General features: G+C 63.3%; 16 protein-coding genes. 9 read left to right on the plus strand and 7 right to left on the minus strand.

The window, feature by feature from the left end; genetic code table 11:
* Positions 1 to 85 precede the first annotated feature (85 nt).
* Together WA702_RS05280 and WA702_RS05285 are read left to right on the plus strand one after the other, a co-directional pair.
* Positions 86 to 778 (plus strand): CerR family C-terminal domain-containing protein, encoded by a 693-nt coding sequence (locus WA702_RS05280; RefSeq protein WP_425109481.1) that lies wholly within the window; start codon positions 86 to 88, stop codon positions 776 to 778.
* Positions 779 to 802: 24 nt separating this feature from the next.
* Positions 803 to 1,288, plus strand: coding sequence for a VOC family protein (locus tag WA702_RS05285; protein WP_425109482.1), 486 nt, complete (start codon positions 803 to 805; stop codon positions 1,286 to 1,288).
* On the opposite strand, the gene WA702_RS05290 is transcribed toward WA702_RS05285, so the two are convergent.
* From WA702_RS05290 to WA702_RS05300, 3 genes are all read right to left on the minus strand, one after another.
* A complete protein-coding gene (locus WA702_RS05290) occupies positions 1,283 to 1,495 on the minus strand; it encodes a DUF6894 family protein (RefSeq protein WP_425109483.1) in 213 nt (70 codons plus the stop codon). The two genes, WA702_RS05285 and WA702_RS05290, sit on opposite strands and share 6 nt — an antisense overlap.
* A 16-nt stretch (positions 1,496 to 1,511) precedes the next feature.
* Positions 1,512 to 2,318: a Crp/Fnr family transcriptional regulator gene (locus WA702_RS05295; RefSeq protein WP_425109484.1), complete on the minus strand. Its 807-nt coding sequence runs from the start codon at positions 2,316 to 2,318 to the stop codon at positions 1,512 to 1,514.
* Positions 2,319 to 2,531: 213 nt separating this feature from the next.
* Positions 2,532 to 3,302 carry a hypothetical protein gene (locus WA702_RS05300; protein ID WP_425109485.1) on the minus strand — a complete coding sequence of 257 codons (771 nt, stop codon included), beginning with the start codon at positions 3,300 to 3,302 and terminating at the stop codon, positions 2,532 to 2,534.
* A gap of 381 nt (positions 3,303 to 3,683) precedes the next feature.
* On the opposite strand from WA702_RS05300, the gene WA702_RS05305 reads away from it, so the two are divergent.
* A complete protein-coding gene (locus WA702_RS05305; RefSeq protein ID WP_425109486.1) occupies positions 3,684 to 4,541 on the plus strand; it encodes a Crp/Fnr family transcriptional regulator in 858 nt (285 codons plus the stop codon).
* A 5-nt stretch (positions 4,542 to 4,546) separates the two neighbouring features.
* Here the strand turns inward: WA702_RS05305 and WA702_RS05310 are convergent, their stop codons facing one another.
* Positions 4,547 to 4,957, minus strand: a complete 411-nt coding sequence (locus WA702_RS05310) for a DUF6894 family protein (RefSeq protein ID WP_425109487.1) — start codon at positions 4,955 to 4,957, stop codon at positions 4,547 to 4,549.
* Positions 4,958 to 5,307: 350 nt separating this feature from the next.
* On the opposite strand from WA702_RS05310, the gene WA702_RS05315 reads away from it, so the two are divergent.
* Genes WA702_RS05315 through WA702_RS05325 form a run of 3 tightly spaced genes read left to right on the plus strand, consistent with a single transcriptional unit; the run spans position 5,308 to position 9,085 of the window.
* Positions 5,308 to 5,547, plus strand: coding sequence for a type II toxin-antitoxin system ParD family antitoxin (locus tag WA702_RS05315; protein WP_425109488.1), 240 nt, complete (start codon positions 5,308 to 5,310; stop codon positions 5,545 to 5,547).
* A complete protein-coding gene (locus WA702_RS05320; protein ID WP_425109489.1) occupies positions 5,544 to 8,696 on the plus strand; it encodes a CheR family methyltransferase in 3,153 nt (1,050 codons plus the stop codon). The genes WA702_RS05315 and WA702_RS05320 overlap by 4 nt, the downstream gene beginning before the upstream one ends.
* A complete protein-coding gene (locus WA702_RS05325; protein WP_425109490.1) occupies positions 8,693 to 9,085 on the plus strand; it encodes a response regulator in 393 nt (130 codons plus the stop codon). Before WA702_RS05320 ends, WA702_RS05325 begins: the two co-directional genes overlap by 4 nt.
* A 144-nt stretch (positions 9,086 to 9,229) precedes the next feature.
* On the opposite strand, the gene thiD is transcribed toward WA702_RS05325, so the two are convergent.
* The gene (thiD, locus tag WA702_RS05330; protein ID WP_425109491.1) at positions 9,230 to 10,030 is read right to left on the minus strand and encodes a bifunctional hydroxymethylpyrimidine kinase/phosphomethylpyrimidine kinase; all 801 of its coding nucleotides are present in this window, start codon (positions 10,028 to 10,030) and stop codon (positions 9,230 to 9,232) included.
* Between the two features lie 127 nt (positions 10,031 to 10,157).
* Between thiD and WA702_RS05335 the strand changes: the two genes are divergently transcribed.
* Positions 10,158 to 10,403: an Lrp/AsnC ligand binding domain-containing protein gene (locus WA702_RS05335; RefSeq protein ID WP_425109492.1), complete on the plus strand. Its 246-nt coding sequence runs from the start codon at positions 10,158 to 10,160 to the stop codon at positions 10,401 to 10,403.
* A gap of 330 nt (positions 10,404 to 10,733) precedes the next feature.
* Positions 10,734 to 11,816: a helix-turn-helix domain-containing protein gene (locus WA702_RS05340; protein ID WP_425109493.1), complete on the plus strand. Its 1,083-nt coding sequence runs from the start codon at positions 10,734 to 10,736 to the stop codon at positions 11,814 to 11,816.
* 34 nt (positions 11,817 to 11,850) lie between these two features.
* Here WA702_RS05340 and WA702_RS05345 read toward each other — a convergent pair whose 3' ends face one another.
* Positions 11,851 to 14,268, minus strand: a complete 2,418-nt coding sequence (locus tag WA702_RS05345) for a bifunctional diguanylate cyclase/phosphodiesterase (RefSeq protein WP_425109494.1) — start codon at positions 14,266 to 14,268, stop codon at positions 11,851 to 11,853.
* Positions 14,269 to 14,635: 367 nt separating this feature from the next.
* Between WA702_RS05345 and WA702_RS05350 the strand changes: the two genes are divergently transcribed.
* The gene (locus WA702_RS05350) at positions 14,636 to 15,811 is read left to right on the plus strand and encodes an ABC transporter substrate-binding protein (RefSeq protein WP_425109495.1); all 1,176 of its coding nucleotides are present in this window, start codon (positions 14,636 to 14,638) and stop codon (positions 15,809 to 15,811) included.
* Positions 15,812 to 16,066: 255 nt separating this feature from the next.
* On the opposite strand, the gene WA702_RS05355 is transcribed toward WA702_RS05350, so the two are convergent.
* Positions 16,067 to 17,340 (minus strand): PLP-dependent aminotransferase family protein (locus WA702_RS05355; RefSeq protein WP_425109496.1); only part of this gene is annotated, 1,274 nt, incomplete at its 5' end.

Genomic DNA, 17,340 nt, shown 5'->3' on the forward strand with positions numbered 1-17,340 from the left:
GGAATATTTATTCCGATTGGAATATTTATGTCAACTGGAATAATTTTGGTGTTGTGCTATGATTGACCTCATGGAGGTTCCGAGAATGACGGGCGCGAGACGGCGGAAGGCGGAAAGCGGCTACGCGCGCGGCGAGGAGACGCGGACGCGGATCATCCGCACCGCATTGGCGCTGTTCGGCGAGCGCGGCTTCGACGGCGTTTCGACCCGCGACATCGCGGCCCAGGCCGGCGTGCCGGCGCCCTCGCTGCAATATTATTTCGAGAACAAGGAAGGGCTCTATGCGGCCTGCATCGCGGACATCCAGACGGCAGCGATGAACGCCATCGGCCCAGCGCTGGACACCGTCGAGGAGCTGCTGCGTACCAAGGCCAGCGACGGCAAGATCATCGACGGCTATTGCGCGATGCTCGACGGGCTGGCGGACTTCCTGTTCGCCTCCCCCGATGCCACGAGCCGTGCGCTGTTCATCGCCCGCCGGATCATGCCGATCAAATCCACGTTGGTCGATAGCTCGAAAGGCCCGGGTTCCCGGGTGCATGATTGCTGCGCCAGGATCATCGCGCATCTGTCAGATGGCAGCGTCGAAGACGAGGAACGCCGATTGATGGCGGTGGCCATCAACGGCCAATTGCTCACCTTCCATTTCTCGCGCGAGCATCTCAAGCTTCTGCTCGGCATCAACGAGATCACGCCGGAGCGGCTGCAGGCGATCAAGCAGATCGTGCGCCGGCAAACCACGCTGCTGCTGAAAGCCTGCCGACGAAAGCAGGCGTGAGTCCCGAACCGACAAGGATTGGCGATGGCAAAGAATACGATCTGCCTCTGGTACGACAAGGACGCTGAAGCCGCCGCGCGCTTCTACGCTGAGACCTTCCCCGACAGCGCCGTGGGCGCCATCCACCGCGCCCCGGGCGATTATCCCGCCGGCAACTCAGGCGATGTGCTGATGGTCGAATTCACGGTGGCCGGCGTCGCCTGTCTCGGACTCAATGGCGGTCCTGCGCAAAAGCACAGCGAGGCCTTCTCGTTCCAGATCGCGACCGACGATCAGGTGGAGACCGACCGCTATTGGAACGCCATCGTCGGCAATGGCGGACAGGAAAACGCCTGCGGCTGGTGCAAGGACAGATGGGGCATCTCCTGGCAGATCACGCCACGTGTCCTCATGCAGGCGATGGCCGCCGGCGGTGACGAAGCCAAGCGCGCATTCGCGGCGATGATGACCATGAAGAAGATCGATGTCGCCGCCATCATCGCGGCGCGACGCGGTGTGACCGCGTCATGAACGCTCGATCACCACACAGACCTTAACCGTTCCAACGCACCCCTGATCGGAATGGACTTCCAGGCTGACGTCTGTCGTCGAGCATGCGACCCTTTCTCGGGCCATCGAGAGCGCCGCGTCGGCAGCCTGGCATAGCGCCGTCTCGGCGTCCGGCAATTCGAGTCCCTCATCGGCTGCTTCGCCGGGTCCCATGAAGTAGAAGCGCATCTCGCTCACCTCGCCGCTAAGCTTCGTGGCGAAGCGCGGTGCTTGTCTGGTGCAAGTACATCGGGTCGAATCCGCCCGCTGCAAGCACTTTCCCGACATCGACCAGCGTCACCAGGTTCTTACGAATGTCCAACACACCCTGCGCGCGAAATGCCTGAAGCACCCGGTTGACGTGGACGGTGCTCAAGCCAAGCGCGTCGGCAAGCTCGGACTGGGTAACCGGAAACTGGAATTCCTCGTCAGCGACAAGTCCGACGGCAAGCAAGCGTTGCCTCAATTCCGCAAGGAGGTGGGCGAGCCGTGAAGACGCATCTCGGACGCCCACGTTCACGATCCACTCCCGAAACACGGCGGCGTCTATCAAGGTCTCGCGCCAGAGTGCCCGCGCCACCGTCCTCCGGGTGTCGATCAGCCGGAAAAGATCGGCGTGATCAATAAATCCCAAGGTCGCGTCCGAGATGGCGAGGAGATCATGGTCCATGGTTTTGAGGAAAAGAGTCTGCAGGTCGGGGACATCTCCGGGAATATGAAATGCCAGGATCTGACGCCTGCCGGTCTCGGTGACCTTCGCGCGGGCGGTAAAGCCTTTTATGATCAAGCAGGAGCTTTTCGGATGATCGCCCTGCTGGACAATCGTCGTGTCAGCCGGAACCTCCCTGATATGGACAGGAAGCGCCCTGACGCTGGCCGCATCCTCATCGCTCAGATGAGTATCGCTTCGCAATTTGCGGATCAGAATTTCGGTGGGGTGCACGGTGAATCCGCGATGGCGAAGATCAAGACCATCGACTTGAGGCGCGGTTTTGAAGCCTGAGAGCGACATGCCAAAATTCGCTCGGAGGCAGGCGGGCCGGAGCGCTCACCGTCTCTCAACCATCGGCGCCCAATACGACGGTACCGGTGATTTATCGCAACGTGGAAGGCCTCGAGTCGTTCCTGGAGGAAAACGGTACCTCCGCAGCTGCCCGATAATTTGCGTTCGGGTCAAATCGGGAGCACGCGCCCGAGACCGCCGTCTGCATTCGTCGGATTCGTTTCAATCCGTGCGTCGCGCTGCGCGCTGCGGCAACAGCACGATCAGGATCACCATCACCAGCAACAACGCCAATGATGCGGTGTAACGGCTGAGCGCAAGGCCGCCCGCATCGATCGGCTTGTCGAGAAAATCGCCGACCGTCGCACCGAGCGGCCGCGTCAGCACGAAAGCCGCCCAGAACAGCGCGGTGCGGGACACGTTGGTCGAGAGATAGAGCGCGGCGACAATGACGAGGCCCGCGCCGAAGACCAGCGCGCCGCCGCCATAGCCGAGCCCGGTGGAATCGGCCATCCAGTCGCCGAGCGCTGTGCCGAGCGTCTGGGAAAACATGATCGTCACCCAATAAAACGCCTCGGCCTGCCGCGACTGGACCGATGCCACCGAAACCGTGCCCAGCGTCCGGTACCAGATCGCCAAGGAGGCCAGCAGCAGCGCCGCCAGCAACGAGGAGCCGCCGAGATAGCCGATCCCGAGCGAGCGGTCGACGAAATCGGCGAGCGTGGTGCCGACCGTCGTGGTCGCCACGATGACGAACCAGTACAGGAAAGGATGAAACCGCTTGGCGCCCATCTGGGCGGTGACCGCTGCGGCGAAGATCACCGCAAAGATTGCCGTGCCGATGAGATAGCCGAGGTTCATCGACATCGTCACCGCATCGCCGCCGGTCTCGCCGAGCGTGGTCGCGAGGATCTTGATCAGCCAGAATCCCAGAGTGACTTCGGGCACCTTGCTGGTGGCGTCGATCCGGGCCGCCGGATAAGTTTGATCCATGCACAGTCTCCATTGGAGCAGGTGATGACACGCGGGAGCCCGCTCGTCCGTTATCCGGGCTAGGAATTGCTAGCCTCTCTTTCCACCCTCATGCGGTCGGGGCTGTTCGGCCAAAGTGGGCAATCCCCCGACCGCTCGGTGCGAGCGTCTCGTCGATGCCCCTCGGTCGATCGAGGGGGGTCCGCGGGTCTCGATGGAACGGCAGAGGCTGGGTTCCGAGGGAACTCGGGGTGGTCGAATTTGTTCTCTGGTTTAAGGGGAACTTCAATGTTGCACCGCCTTTCGATCCAGAACCGGTCCCCGCGAGAGCTTCGCCAGCTCGCGTCCGAACGGCGAGGGCTCGCCTCTTCAAAGGAAGGCCGTCTCAAGGCGCTGCTTATCATGGAAGCCGAGCTACTCGAATTCCACGCCGGCATGCGGATCTGGCTGGAGCACACTGCGCCACTAGATCCCGGAGACCTGCAGGTCGTTCAGGAGCAAACGCAGGCGACGGCGCAATTATCGCTCGCCAGGCTGTTCCTTGCTGCCCTCTCACGGCGGATGGCTTTGCCGGCCGCCGACCAACATGCTTTGCTTTCGGTGGCGCAGCTCAGACATTTCGCCAAAGGCGAAACCATTGTCGACGAGGGCGAGCAAGCGGGCTCATTCCACATGCTTTGCCATGGTGCAGCGCGTGCCACGCGGACCCTGGAGAACGGAAGCCAGCAAATCCTTTCCGTGTTCCTGCCAGGCGATACGCTCAACCCCGGAGATCTCATCCTCGGCCGTTCGCGAACCGCGATTAGCGCCTTCATGCCGGCGCTGGTCCTCAGCGTCTCCGCTGCGGAGCTACGCCTCTTCATGGAGCAACGTCCGGCGCTCACGCGGGCACTGTGGCGGGAAACCGCGTTCCAGGCGGCGATCCAGCGCGAGTGGCTGATAGGGGTGGGAAGGAAGACGGCCGAGTCCCGACTGGCCCATTTCCTTTGCGAAGTTACCTGTCGCATGCAGGTCGGCGAGCAGGTGTGCAACGCAATTGAGTTGCCGCTGACCCAGCGTGACCTTGCCGACATCCTCGGCCTCTCATGCGTGCATGTGAACAGAGTCCTGCAACACCTTCGGAGCAGGAAGCTGGTCGACCTCAGCAAGGGACAACTGATCATCTGGAATAGAGAGGGACTGTACGGGGTCGCCGAATTCGATCCGGAATATCTTGGATTTTCAGATGCCGCTCAACGGGGTGACAGGGGCGCCAGCTGAGCGCTTCATATCGGTGCCCGTTGCGCGCGCTCCAGCGCCGCACGTATCGCTCCGGAGATGATTTCCATCTTTCTCAGCTCTTCGTCGATTTCCGCTCTGAGACGTTTGCCACGTGCCAATTCGCGCTGACATAAATCGATGATCTCACTGCATTGGTCTCGCAACGCAGCATACCGAAGCGGCTTCGGGCGCAGCACCTCCGAGAACGGTACCTGCATCAGAGACTGGCGTTTCGCATCCAGAATCTCGACGGAATCCCGATGCGGGTCACCGCGGCCGCGAAGCTTATCGAACGATATGTCCAAAGCCGAGTGGACGGCATCGAGATAGGCGTCCTCGAGACAAGAGAACTCAGTTCCCAGATCGTCCTTTTCGAGCCGCCCATCGAACGTGAAATCAAAGAAAAAGAGCGGCATGTGATCATCCTTCGGGAGATGCCGGCCTGCCGTCGGCGCACGATAACCCGATGGCTCAGTCGATGTTCTTAAAAAACTTCCGGCGCGATTTTGGCTGCCGCCGGTCGTTTGCGCCCGGTCCGGCCTCGACCGGCAGCCGCCGCGATCCTTTCCGCATGGAGCGCAGCAAGGGCCTAGATCGGTAAGCCCGCGATGCTCCCGCTTCGACCTGCCAAGGGGGATAGCCAGTCCCCGGTCGCGTCTGCCCTCGCGGAAAAGCTATGCGGAACCCATCCTGGTCGAACCGGTTCTTGAACAAGCATCGGTTTGCTGCGACGGTAACAGAGGTTGCCACCCTGCGGAGCAGCACAATGCCCAGCAAACACAGCCTGAACGTATCCCTGACAAACGAGCTCTGCGGCTTCGTCTCCGAGCAAGTGGCCTCGGGTCGGTTTCGCACGTCGAGCGAGGTGGTACGCGCAGCACTGCGCCTGCTGGAGAAGGAGGCAAAAGGGTCGCATTCCTCCTCATCGCCTGGCGTTGCCCAGCGGGAGCTGGCCGGAGTCAAAGCCAAACGGGCTCCCCCGCGTTCGCAAGGTTCAGGGTCATGACAGACACGCCAAGCTTTCCAATCATCTGCATCGGCGCATCCGCTGGCGGCATCGAGGCGCTGGAAGGCTTCTTCCGCGGCCTGCCGGAACAGCCCGGGCTTGCCTTGGTCATCGTCACCCATCTCAGTCCCGACCGAGAAAGCGTTCTGCACGAGATCGTGCGCCGCTACACGGACCTGCCGGTGAATGTCGCCGGCGATGGGATGCAGGTCGAAAACAACAAAATCTACGTCATGCCGGCTGACGTTGTTCTCGGCATTCAGAATCGTCGTCTGATGCTCAGGAAAAACAACAGCCGCCGCGAGCGCAAGCCGATCGATATCTTCATGAGCGCTTTGGCAGTCGACCTTGGGGTGCTCGCGGGAGGCGTCATTCTCTCCGGTGGCGATTCCGATGGCACGCTGGGCGTCAAGGCGATCAAGGAGCGCGGCGGGGTCACGTTCGCGCAGGTCGGCGACGGCTTCGGTCCGCAGCATCCGGACATGCCCGCCGCGGCAATCTCCACGGGGCTGATCGATTTCGCTTTGCCGGCTGAGGAGATGGGAGCGAAGCTGGTGGAATTCGTTCGCGGCAACCACCTGTTCGAACAAATGCTCAGCCGTTCTTCTGACAATGCGGAGGATCTGGAGCTCGCCCAGGCTCTGCCCGAAATATATGGAATCCTGCGCACACAGATCGGACATGATTTCAGCGGCTACAAGACCAAGACGTTCGTGCGTCGGGTCCAGCGCCGCATGCAGGTCACCCAACTCGGCACCATCGATGCCTATGTAGAGCGGCTGAGGCAGGAGCCCGCCGAAGTCGGCGCTCTATTTCGGGACCTGCTTATCAACGTCACGAACTTCTTCCGTGACGAGGATGCGTTCGAAACGCTGGCGACCTCGGTGATCCCGAAAATCTTCGAGGGGCGCGGCGCCGATGACACGGTCCGGATCTGGATCCCGGGCTGCGCCACGGGAGAAGAAGTGTTCTCCATCGGAATCCTGGCGCGGGAATATATGGACGGACTGACTGCCGTGCCCCGGGTGCAGATTTTTGCGACCGATATCGACGAGCGCGCTCTCTCCGTCGCGCGAGCGGCCCGCTATCCGGGCGCCCTGCTGGACAGCGTGTCGCCCGAGCGGCGTAAGCGCTTCTTCATATCGGACGGCGGCAGCTTCGTCGTCTCCAAGGACGTGCGCGAGCTCTGCATCTTTTCACCGCACAGCGTCATCCGCGACCCGCCATTTTCGCGCATCGACCTCGTCTCCTGCCGAAATCTGCTGATCTACTTCGGCTTGGACGTGCAGAACCAGGTGATTCCGACCTTCCACTACGCCTTGCGTCCCGATGGGTATCTGTTTCTCGGATCGGCCGAAAACGTCAGCCAATTCGCCGATCTGTTGGCCCCGATAGAAAAGCGGCACCGGATCTTTCGCCGTCGGTCCGACGTCGTTCCCGCGATCCGGCTTCCGATGGTGCTTCATGGTCTGAACGGTCTGCGGCCAGGACACGGAGTGGGTCTTGTTCCGCGCCGGCCGCCGCTCGCCGGGCTGGCTTTGCGGCAAGTGGTCGACGAGCAGGTGGTCGAGCGGTTCGCGCCTCCGCACGTCGTCGTGAATCATGACGGGGACGTCGTCTATTATTCGTCGCGCACAGGCAAATATCTGGAAGCACCGGCCGGGGCGCCCACCCGCCAACTCCTGACGATGGCACGCAAAGGGCTCCGGCTCGATCTGCGAACCCTGTTCCGGGAAGCGGTGGAAACGGGACGGACGACAACGCGCAATGGCGTCTCACTGGAGAGTGACGACGGCGAAGTTCAGATCGTCAATCTCACGATCGAACCCTTGAGCGATGGGGCCGCCGGCGAGCCGCTCTTTCTCGTGCTGTTTGCCGATCAAGGTCCCGTTCTCAGCCCGGAGGAAGCTCTAAGCCGCGCACAAAGCGGTCATGAGGGCGCAGCCGCCCACACCGAGCGTGAGCTCCGCGAGACGCGGGATCGTCTGCAATCGATGATCGAAGAGTATGAAACCGCGCTGGAAGAATTGAAGTCCTCGAACGAGGAGCTCGTTTCAGTCAATGAGGAGATGCAGTCGACCAACGAGGAATTGGAGGCTTCGAAGGAAGAGCTGCAATCGGTCAATGAAGAGCTTCATACCGTTAACGCCGAGCTGACCGGCAAGATCGACGCGCTCGATAGAGCGAACAGCGACCTTCAGAATCTGTTCGAGAGTACGGATGTCGCGACCGTCTTTCTGGACAGGAAGCTGGTCATTCGAAGTTTCACGCCAGCCGTGATGAAGGTGTTCAACATACTGCCGACGGACAAGGGGCGGCCGATCACCGACCTTTCGAGTCGATTGAACCTCACGGGTTTTGCCAACGACATTCGGAGGGTCTTTGCCGGTGCGGACCGCATCGAGAGACGGGTCGACAGCGAGGGACAGGGTCCGCACTACTTCGTTCGCCTGGCGCCGTACCGCGACGGCGACCTGAGAATAGAAGGCGTCGTCGTCACTTTCATCGATGTGACGAGCCTGACGCATTCGGAAGCGAAGCAGCGCATCCTCATCGCCGAGCTTCAGCATAGGACACGCAATTTGCTTTCCGTCGTTCAGTCGCTGGCCCAGCAGACCCTCGGAAAGGGCGGTTCGTTACAGGGATTCTCGACCCGCCTCGCAGCCCTTGGCCGGGTTCAGAGTCTGGTGAGCGGGGCGATGGACGATCATATCGACCTTGCCGATATTCTCCGCCTGGAGCTGCAAGCCGTAGGAGCATCCGACGAGCGGCTGACGATATCGGGCCCGCCGGTCGCATTGGGATTCGAGCTGATCCAGACTTTCGGGCTTGCCTTGCATGAGTTGGCGACCAATGCCGTCAAACACGGGGCGCTGAAGGACGGACGGGGAGAGCTTGATATATCCTGGAAAGTTCAGAGTAACGGTCGCGGCGCTTCAACTCTTGTGCTGAGCTGGAAAGAAAGCGGGGTCCCGAAGTTTCCCAAGCCATCGCGCAAAGGGTTCGGTCGCGACCTTCTTGAAAAGGCGCTCGCGTACACGTTGAAGGCCAAGACGGATATTTCATTCGGGGAGGACGGCGTTTTGTGCCGCATCGAACTCCCATTGCCGCCGGTAGAGGCTATTGCAGAACAGGGAGCCGCCGGGTGACGGACGGCGCCCAACCGTTGCGAGGCTGTCGGATCCTTGTCGTTGAAGACGACTATTTGCTGACTCTGGTTCTGACCGACTTCCTCGAAGAAGCAGGAGCCGAAGTCATCGGACCGATCGGATGGGTCGAAGAAGCACTTGCCTTCATCGAGCATGACGTTGATGAATTCAATGCGGCCGTGCTTGACGTCAACCTCCACGGCAGCAAATCGTATCCCATTGCTGATGCGCTCGCCGCACGTTCCATTAAGTTCATATTCGCCACAGGATATGGCGCGGATGCCCTCGATGAGGGATATCGGCATTATGCACGATGCGAAAAGCCAGTTGATCAGGCTGCTCTCATCAAGGTCTTTGGCGGGCTGCTTTCGAAATCGCCCCCCTCGTGACGCCAGTGACGCACCAGAGCGTTTTCAAGCGAAGTGGGTACCGGTTCGCGTTAAGAAAACGCGTCAAAAAAAGAAGCTAGAGCCCGGTTCCGATTCAATCGGAACGGAAAAGGCTCTAGCGAGGTTCATCGCGCCGCCGCCTCGTCAATAGAATCGATGGAAGTGATGCACCGGGCCGTGGCCATGACCCACGGTGAAGCGATCGGCCGCGGCGATGGCGTCGGTAATAAAGATTTTCGCGCTGCGGACCGCGCTGGCGAGATCCTCGCCCTTGGCAAGCCCAGCGGCCACCGCAGAGGACAGCGAGCAGCCGGTGCCATGGGTGTTGCGGGTGGCGAGCCGGGGCGAGGTCAGCGGCAGCGTGGCATCGCTTGTGATCAAATAGTCGGTGCTCTCGGCGCCCTCGCCATGGCCGCCCTTGATCAGGACGGCCGGACAGCCGAGCCCGAGCAGCCTGCGGCCCTGATCGGCGATCGCGGCCTCGGAGGTTGCGACGGTGTCGCCGAGCAGCGCAGCGGCCTCCGGCAGATTCGGCGTGATCAACGTGGCGCGGGGAATCAGCAGGCGGCGCAGGCCGTCGACCGCATCCTCGGCCAGCAGCTTGTCGCCCGAGGTGGCAACCATGACCGGATCGAGCACGACATGCCCTGGGATCCAGCACGCAAGGCCGGCGGCGATCGCCTCGATCAGGCCGCGGCTCGCCACCATGCCGATCTTGACCGCACCGACGGCGAGATCGTCGAATACGGCGCCGAGCTGCGCCGTGACGACGTCGGGTGGCACCGGATGGACGCCGCGTACGCCGCGCGTGTTCTGGGCCGTCAGCGCCGTGATCACCGAGGCGCCGTAGACGCCGAGCGCGGCAAAGGTCTTCAGGTCGGCCTGAATGCCGGCGCCGCCGCCTGAATCCGAGCCGGCGATGGTGAGCGCGATGGGCGTGGTCATGGCCTCTCCTAACGCGCCCCGCCTGCGACAGGCAAGGCGCCCTGCCCGCGGCCGCAGGCCCAGAAACCATATCGACTTGGGCGGAAAAGGCTATATTACGGCCTATCCCCTTTCGGAGACGCGCGCGATGGTTCCCTTCTTCGTCCAGATCAAATGCAAGCTCGGCCAGTCCTATACGGTCGCCAATGCGCTGGCCGAGGCCGAGATCGCCTCCGAGATCTATTCGACCGCCGGCGACTACGACCTTTTGGTGAAGTTCTATGTCGACAAGGACACCGACATCGGCCACTTCATCAACGAGAAGGTCCAGGTGCTGCCCGGCATCCAGGACACCCACACCATCATCACCTTCAAGGCCTTCGGCGCCCGATAATAGCGATGTCGTCGTCGGACCGCTGCTCATGACAAAAACGCCCGCCGGAAACCGGCGGGCGCGACGTCATGAAACAGTCTCGCAATGATGCGTATTGGTGATGAAAAAGGTGCTCGCCGCAGGTTCGTGCTCGCGCGTCGCGTGCCGTCAAGTCTGCGTTCGACCTGAGGTGACGCTCAACGACCTTGTCTTTTCTTCGTCAGCAACTTGGCTGATCCTATAGCCTGCGTGCGTGGTGTGCGGTCAAGCCGAACCGACCGACGGGAACACCCGATCAAGAGATTGAGACAAAAGCTCAAACCAATTGAGCCAAAAGCGACGGCGCGTAGCGTGAACAGCGAGTTTGAATCAGTATCCTCCCTTCTGCCGAGCTTCGGCTTCTCGTCCGAGCAGATGGGACCCGAAGACAACATCGCCGCCTGGCGTGAGAGCACCGCGACGTTTTTCGAAGTCGACGAGTTGGCTGCGGGTGAGCACCAACCCTTCCGTGCCGACCTGCGCTCCTACGCCATGGGATCGATCCTGCTCGGGATGGCCCGCGCCAGCGGTCAGCGCTTCCGACGCACGGCTGCAACGATCGCGCGCAGCGGCGTCGACCACATCATCCTGCAGCTCTACGTCAACGGCGGCTACGAAGGCGTGGCGGGCGAGATGCCGATCCGCGTCGAGCCCGGCGACATCTGCGTGCTCGACCTCGCCCGGACCTTCGAGACCAGGGCACGCGCCTTCGAGAACGTCACCCTGGTGGTGCCGCGCCCGACATTCGATGCGCGCCTGCTGCAGCTTAACGACCTGCACGGCCTGGTGCTGCCGGGCCGCAGCGCGCTGGCGCAGCTGCTGGCGCGACACCTGTCGGCCTTGCTCGAATATGCGCCGCGCATGACGCCAGACGAATGCCTGGCGGCGGTCCAGGGCACGGTCGCCCTGGCGTCGGCCTGCCTCAAGGGCGAGTTCGAACGCCGCGACGCGGACCGCACCGTGACGGCCGAGGCCTCGCTGTTTCGCATCCGCCAGCACATCGAGGCGCGACTGTCCGATCCCGATCTCAGCACTGACGCGATCGCGCTGCATTTCGGCCTGTCGCGCGCCTCGCTGTATCGGCTGTTCGCACCGATCGGCGGCGTTGCCGAATACATCCGCAGCCGGCGGCTGCATCGCGCCTTCTTCGAGCTCGCGGCGTCAGGCGCACGGGGGGTGCGGATCAGCAAGGTGGCACGGCGCTGGCAGCTAGGCTCCGACGCGCATTTCGCCCGTTCGTTCAAGGCCGCCTATGGCATCACGCCGCGGGCCGCGCGCGAGGCGGCGTTGCTCGGGGTCATGGCGCAAGCTCCGGCGGGTCGCGACGTCTCGACCGTCACGCGCTGGATGCGCGAGATCGCGGCGCCGCAGCATGGCGAGAATAGTGACGACTGAGGCGCGGCGCTCCTGCTACCGCCGTCTCTGAACCTCAGGCGGCGTTGCGCCGCTGGGCCTCGACCTGCAAATGGTCCTCGAGCTGGCTGACCGGCATCGGGCGCCCGAGCAGGTAACCTTGTGCAAAGTTGACGCCGAGCTCGCGCAATTGCGCGAGCTGCTCCTCGGTTTCGACGCCTTCGGCGGTGATGTTGAGGCCCAGCCCGCGCGCCAGCGTCACCAGCGAGGAGATCACGGCCGTGCTTTCGTGGCTTTGACCCAGATTGGCGACGAAGCTCTTGTCGATCTTGATCTTGTCGAACGGAAATGCGGTCAACGAGCGCAATGACGAATAGCCGGTGCCGAAGTCGTCCAGCGCCAGCGAGATCCCAATCCCCTTCAGTTGCTCCATCACGCGCTCGTTCTCGGCCTTGCGCTCGAGCAGGACGGATTCGGTGATCTCGATCTCGAGCCGCTCCGCCGCCAGTCCGGAGTTCCTCAGCGCCGCCGCAATCACGTCGAACAATTCGGCCTGCTTGAACTGCACCGGCGACAGATTGACCGCGACCGTGACATCATCGGGCCACAGCGTGGCGTCGTCGCAAGCCCGGCCGATGATCCATTCGCCGAGCGGCACGATCAGCCCGGTGGATTCGGCCAGCGGAATGAACTGGTCCGGCGGCACCAGGCCCTTGACCGGGTGCCGCCAGCGCAACAGCGCCTCGACGCCGCAGCGCCGGCCGGTCTCGGCATCGTAGAACGGTTGATAGTGCAGCTCGAACTGGCAGCGTGCGATGGCGTCGCGGAGATCGCCCTCAAGCGTCGAGCGCGCCTCGAGCTCGGCGGACATCGCGTCGTCATACACGGTGTGGCAGTTGCGCCCCGCTCCCTTGGAGCGGTACAGCGCGATGTCGGCCTTCTTCAGGAGCTGCTCCTGATCGTTGCCGTGCTCCGGCGCGAGCGCTATGCCGATGCTGGTGCCGATCTCGACGCGCTGGCCCGAAAGTTGGAACGGCTCCGAGATCAGTTTGACGATGCGCTGGGCCAGGTCGACCGATGCGACGCGATGGTCGGGAGCACCGACCTGGACCAGTGCGAACTCGTCGCCGCCGAGGCGTGCCAGCACGTCGCTCGATCGCAGGCTCGACCTCAGCCGCTGCGCCACCTGCACCAGCAGGGCGTCGCCCGCACCGTGGCCGAGCGTGTCGTTGACGTTCTTGAAGCGGTCGAGATCGAGCAGGAAGACCGCAAAGCGTCCGCTGCCACCTCCGGCGATGATCTGCTCGAGCTGCTCGAGGAAGAAGGCGCGGTTGGCGAGCCCGGTCAGCGCGTCGGTCTGCGCAAGCTCCAGCACCCGGCGGTTGGCGAGCGCCAGCTTGGCGGCACTACGGCCGGAAACGACCAGGTAGACGGAGAGGAAGATGGTGATGGCGATACCTGCCGCATACAGCGCCAGCGCACGGTCATGGGTCGTGGTGAGCATGCTGCCGGCAGCAGGCGCGGCCCGGAATTGCCACTCGGCATCGCCGATGCGCAGCTTGGTCTGCCAGTACAGTCCGGTCTCGGATGCGCGGCGCATGGTGTCGGCGGCAAGCTCGCCGCCGTGCTCGATCCCACCGGAATTAGGGCCCTGCTCCGGCGGCAGCACGGTAATCGCAAGCGCAGGGCTTGCCTTGCTGGTCGCGCGGATCGACAGCAGCAACAGCGGCAGATCGAACTGGCCGATGACGAAGCCGGTCAGGTTGCGCCTGCGGTCGGCGATCGTGGTGCGGGAGGTGCCCTTGGCATAGACCGGTACACCGATCATCACGGCGTTCGCGGGCCCGCCCTGCTTGAAATCGTAGAGCTGGGTGCGCACCGCGCCGATCACGTCGTAGTCGCGCGCCTGCTCCAGCGCCGCACGCCGTTCGGGAATGCTCCAATAGTCGAGCCCATAGACGATCGCGGTCTTCGGCTCGGTGGAGAAATAGACCGGGAAATATTCGTCGCTCTCCGGCGCCACCGTACCGTCAGGATAGGACTTGATGCGGAATGCCGGGACGCCGTCGGTGATCGCCGCGGCCTCGTATTCGCCGCGCTCCTTGCGCGTGATCCGCGGCAGCCAGGACACCCGCACGAGACCCGGATGGGACTCGAACAGCCGCGTGCTGAAGGTCTGGTATTCGTTGCGGGTGATGTCCTCGTTGGCGGACTCGAACCGGGTGCGCAGCGCGGTCAACCGGCTGACATATTCGTTGACGCCGTTCTGGATCAGGGTCGCCTGCGCCTCGGCCATGCTTTCGAAATCGGCGCGCGCGAGCCGGTTCTCCCAGCGGCCGACCGCAATCGTGGCGACAAGCGTCGCCACCAGCCCGATGCCGGCCGCGATCAGCGCCGGGCGATAGAGCCGGTATTTCGCCAACGGCGCATGCGACGAGGGCGAAGACGGTCCGCGCGGAGCTTCCACGCGGATCTCGTCACCATCGCTCATCATGGCCTGTCTTCTGTCTGCTCTGGCCTGCAATCCGATTTCCGCCAAAACGGCTGTCCCGCCTACATTCGAAGCGATAGGACACGGCCGCGGTTAAGGACGCTCAAAAATCCCGGTAAGACACCGCGGCAAGCGTGCAGTTGGTTAACGCACTCCTTTCCCGATGACCGCGGACCTGCCGGCGCCGCCATGCCGATCGCGGCCGATGATCACATCCGTATGATCGCGGCGCATTTGCTGCGGGATATTTACGTGAACTTCGGAAACTCATGAACCATTAGCGCAGGACAATTCATGTCCCCCTTTCGATCCGATGTCCCCGGATCGAATTGCAGCTTCTGGTAGCAGGGACGTTCGGTCGGTAGGACGAATGAGGTTGCAATCGCCTTTGCGGATCTTGACCGGACTTGCGCTGCTCGTCGGCAGCCTGCCGTCGTCGCTCGCGATCGCCGACGAGGTCGGCGTGAGCCCGGACACCATCCTGTTCGGCCAGGTGGCGGCGCTGGAGGGACCGTCCGCGGCGCTTGGCCAATCCACGCGCCAGGGCCTCTTGGCCGCCTTTAGCGAGGTCAATGCCAAGGGCGGCATCCATGGTCGCAAGCTGAAGCTCGTCAGCCGCAACGACGGCTACGATCCCGACCGCTCCGTCGTAGAGACAGTGAAGCTGATCTATGAGGACAAGGTATTCGCGCTGATCGGCGCGGTCGGCACCCCGACGGCGACCGCGACGGCGCCGATTGCCGCCGCCAACGACGTGCCCTTCATCGGTCCGGTGTCCGGCGCCGAATTCCTCAACGGCCCCGAATTTCAGAACGTCGTCAATATCCGCGCGCGCTACGATGCCGAGGCCGAGGTTTTGGTCAGGCAGTTGGTCGAGGATCAGCACCAGACGCGGATCGGCATCTTCTATCAGGACGACGTGTTCGGCCGCGACGTGCTGACGGGCGTCAAGGCCGCGCTCGACCGGCGCGGCATGGAACTCACCGCCGAAGGCACCTTCGAGCGCAACACCCGCGGCATCGGCGCGGCGTTCCGGGTAATCAAGCGCGCCGAGCCCGAGGCCGTGATCATGGTCGGCACCTACGGTCCCTGCGCCGAATTCATCAAGCAGTCGCATCGCAGCGACTTCCATCCGGCCTTTGCCGCGGTGTCCTTTGTCAACGGCACCGCGCTGGCGAAGGAGCTCGGCCGCGAGGCCGCCGGCATCACCGTCTCCCAGGTGGTGCCGTTCCCATGGGATACCCGGTTGAAGCTCGTCGCCGACTACCAGGCGGCGCAGAAGGCGCTCGACCCGAACGAGACCCCGGACTTTCAGTCGCTGGAGGGCTATCTCATCGGACGGGTGGCCGCCCGCGGGCTGGAGCTGGCCGGTCCCAATCCGACCCGCGCCGACCTCCTGCGCGTCATCAACGAAGCCGGCCAGTTCGACATCGGCGGCGACGTCATCGCCTTCGGCGCGGCGCGGCAAACGCACCCGCCGGATGTGTTCATGACCCAGATCCGGCCCGACGGCAGCTTCAAGCAGCTCGAGAAGCTGACGAACTGATCGGTGTCTCGAGGAAGTACCAACCGTAACGTCAGTGCGGGCCAATAGGTCCGCGCTACACACGGCCCGTGACGGGCTCCGCGCATCAATCCAGAGCTAAAAGCGAAACCTGGATTGCTTCGTCGCTGTCGCTCCTCGCAATGACGACACTCATGATCAGCGCGTAGGATGAGTTGCGCGACCTCTCCGCCCTAGCCCAGCGGCCGCAGACGGAAGCGATACCCATCGCCCGGGCCTGTCTTGCGTCCATCGGTGCTATCGCGCCAATTCCAGCAGCCGACGGCAGTCCGTCTTCAGCCGCCGTTCGTTGAGATTGGTCACGCTGAGCAGCAGCCCCTGCTGCTGGGAACGCTGCATAGACCACGGCGACAGGGCAGCCGGTGCCAAGCGGAGCTGAAAGGCGCGCGAAGCGATATCCACGTCCGACACAGAGTCGGGAAGCGAGATCACCACCGCCAGACCGGCGGTTGCTTGCACCCTGACCGAATCTGACGCCATCTCTCGCAGACAACGCAGCAGGGTCTCCCTTCGGGCAGCGTAAAGCCGCTTCATGCGGCGCAGATGGCGAAGATAGTGCCCTTCCCGCAAGAACTCGGCCACTGCGCGCTGCACGGCCGCAGCCGGCGCTGGCGCCAGGCACGCCGCGAGCTCACCGAACCGAGGACCCAGTTCCGGCGGCAAGATCATGAAACCCAACCGCAGCGCCGGGCTGATCGTCTTGCTGAAACTGCCGATGTGCAGCACCCGTCCTCCATGATCGAGAGAAGCAAGAGCCGGAGCCGCCCGTCCGTCCAGCTGCAGCTCGCTGAGGTAATCGTCCTCGACGATCCAGGCGCCGCTCCGCCGAGCCCAAGCGAGCAGCGCAAGCCGCCGTGGCAGCGACATGGTCATGCCGAGCGGCGCCTGCTGGCCCGGTGTTACAACAGCCAGCGTCGCTCCGGCCGCGCTCCGGACGCCAGCGGCAACATCCAGTCCTTCGGCATCGACCGGGACAGCCGCCACGGACATGCCAGCCAGGCCGAGCGCGGTGCGCGTGAGCGGAAAGCCCGGGTCCTCGATCCAAGCTCGCATCCCTTCAAGCTGAAGCCCTCGGATCGCCATACCGAGCGCGCCGGAGAATCCGGCCGTTACCAGCACCTGAGAGGGACTACATCGAATCCCGCGGGCCAGCCCCAAATAGGCCGCGATCTCTTTTCGCAGCTCCGGGTCGCCTCGCGGATCCGGATACGTCGCCGGCGCCGCCCGACGGGTCTGCCGAATCAGGATGCGTGACCACAGCTTAAACGGGAAGGCGTCCTGAGAGGGTACGCCCATCTGAAACGGCAGGGGCGCGCTTCCGAACTCATAGAAAAGGTTCGGCAGAGGGACGGCCTCGGGCGCCCCGTCGACCGTTGTCGATCGGGGCGGGCGCTCCGCCACACGCGTTCCCGCCGCCCCCAGGCCGATCGCGAATTGCTCCACGATGAGACGCTCGTAGGCCACACGGACGGTGCCGCGGGAGACCCCGAGTTGAGCCGCGAGATCGCGCC

It is taken from the genome of Bradyrhizobium sp. (assembly GCF_049798375.1).
Taxonomy (GTDB): Bacteria; Pseudomonadota; Alphaproteobacteria; order Rhizobiales; family Xanthobacteraceae; genus Bradyrhizobium.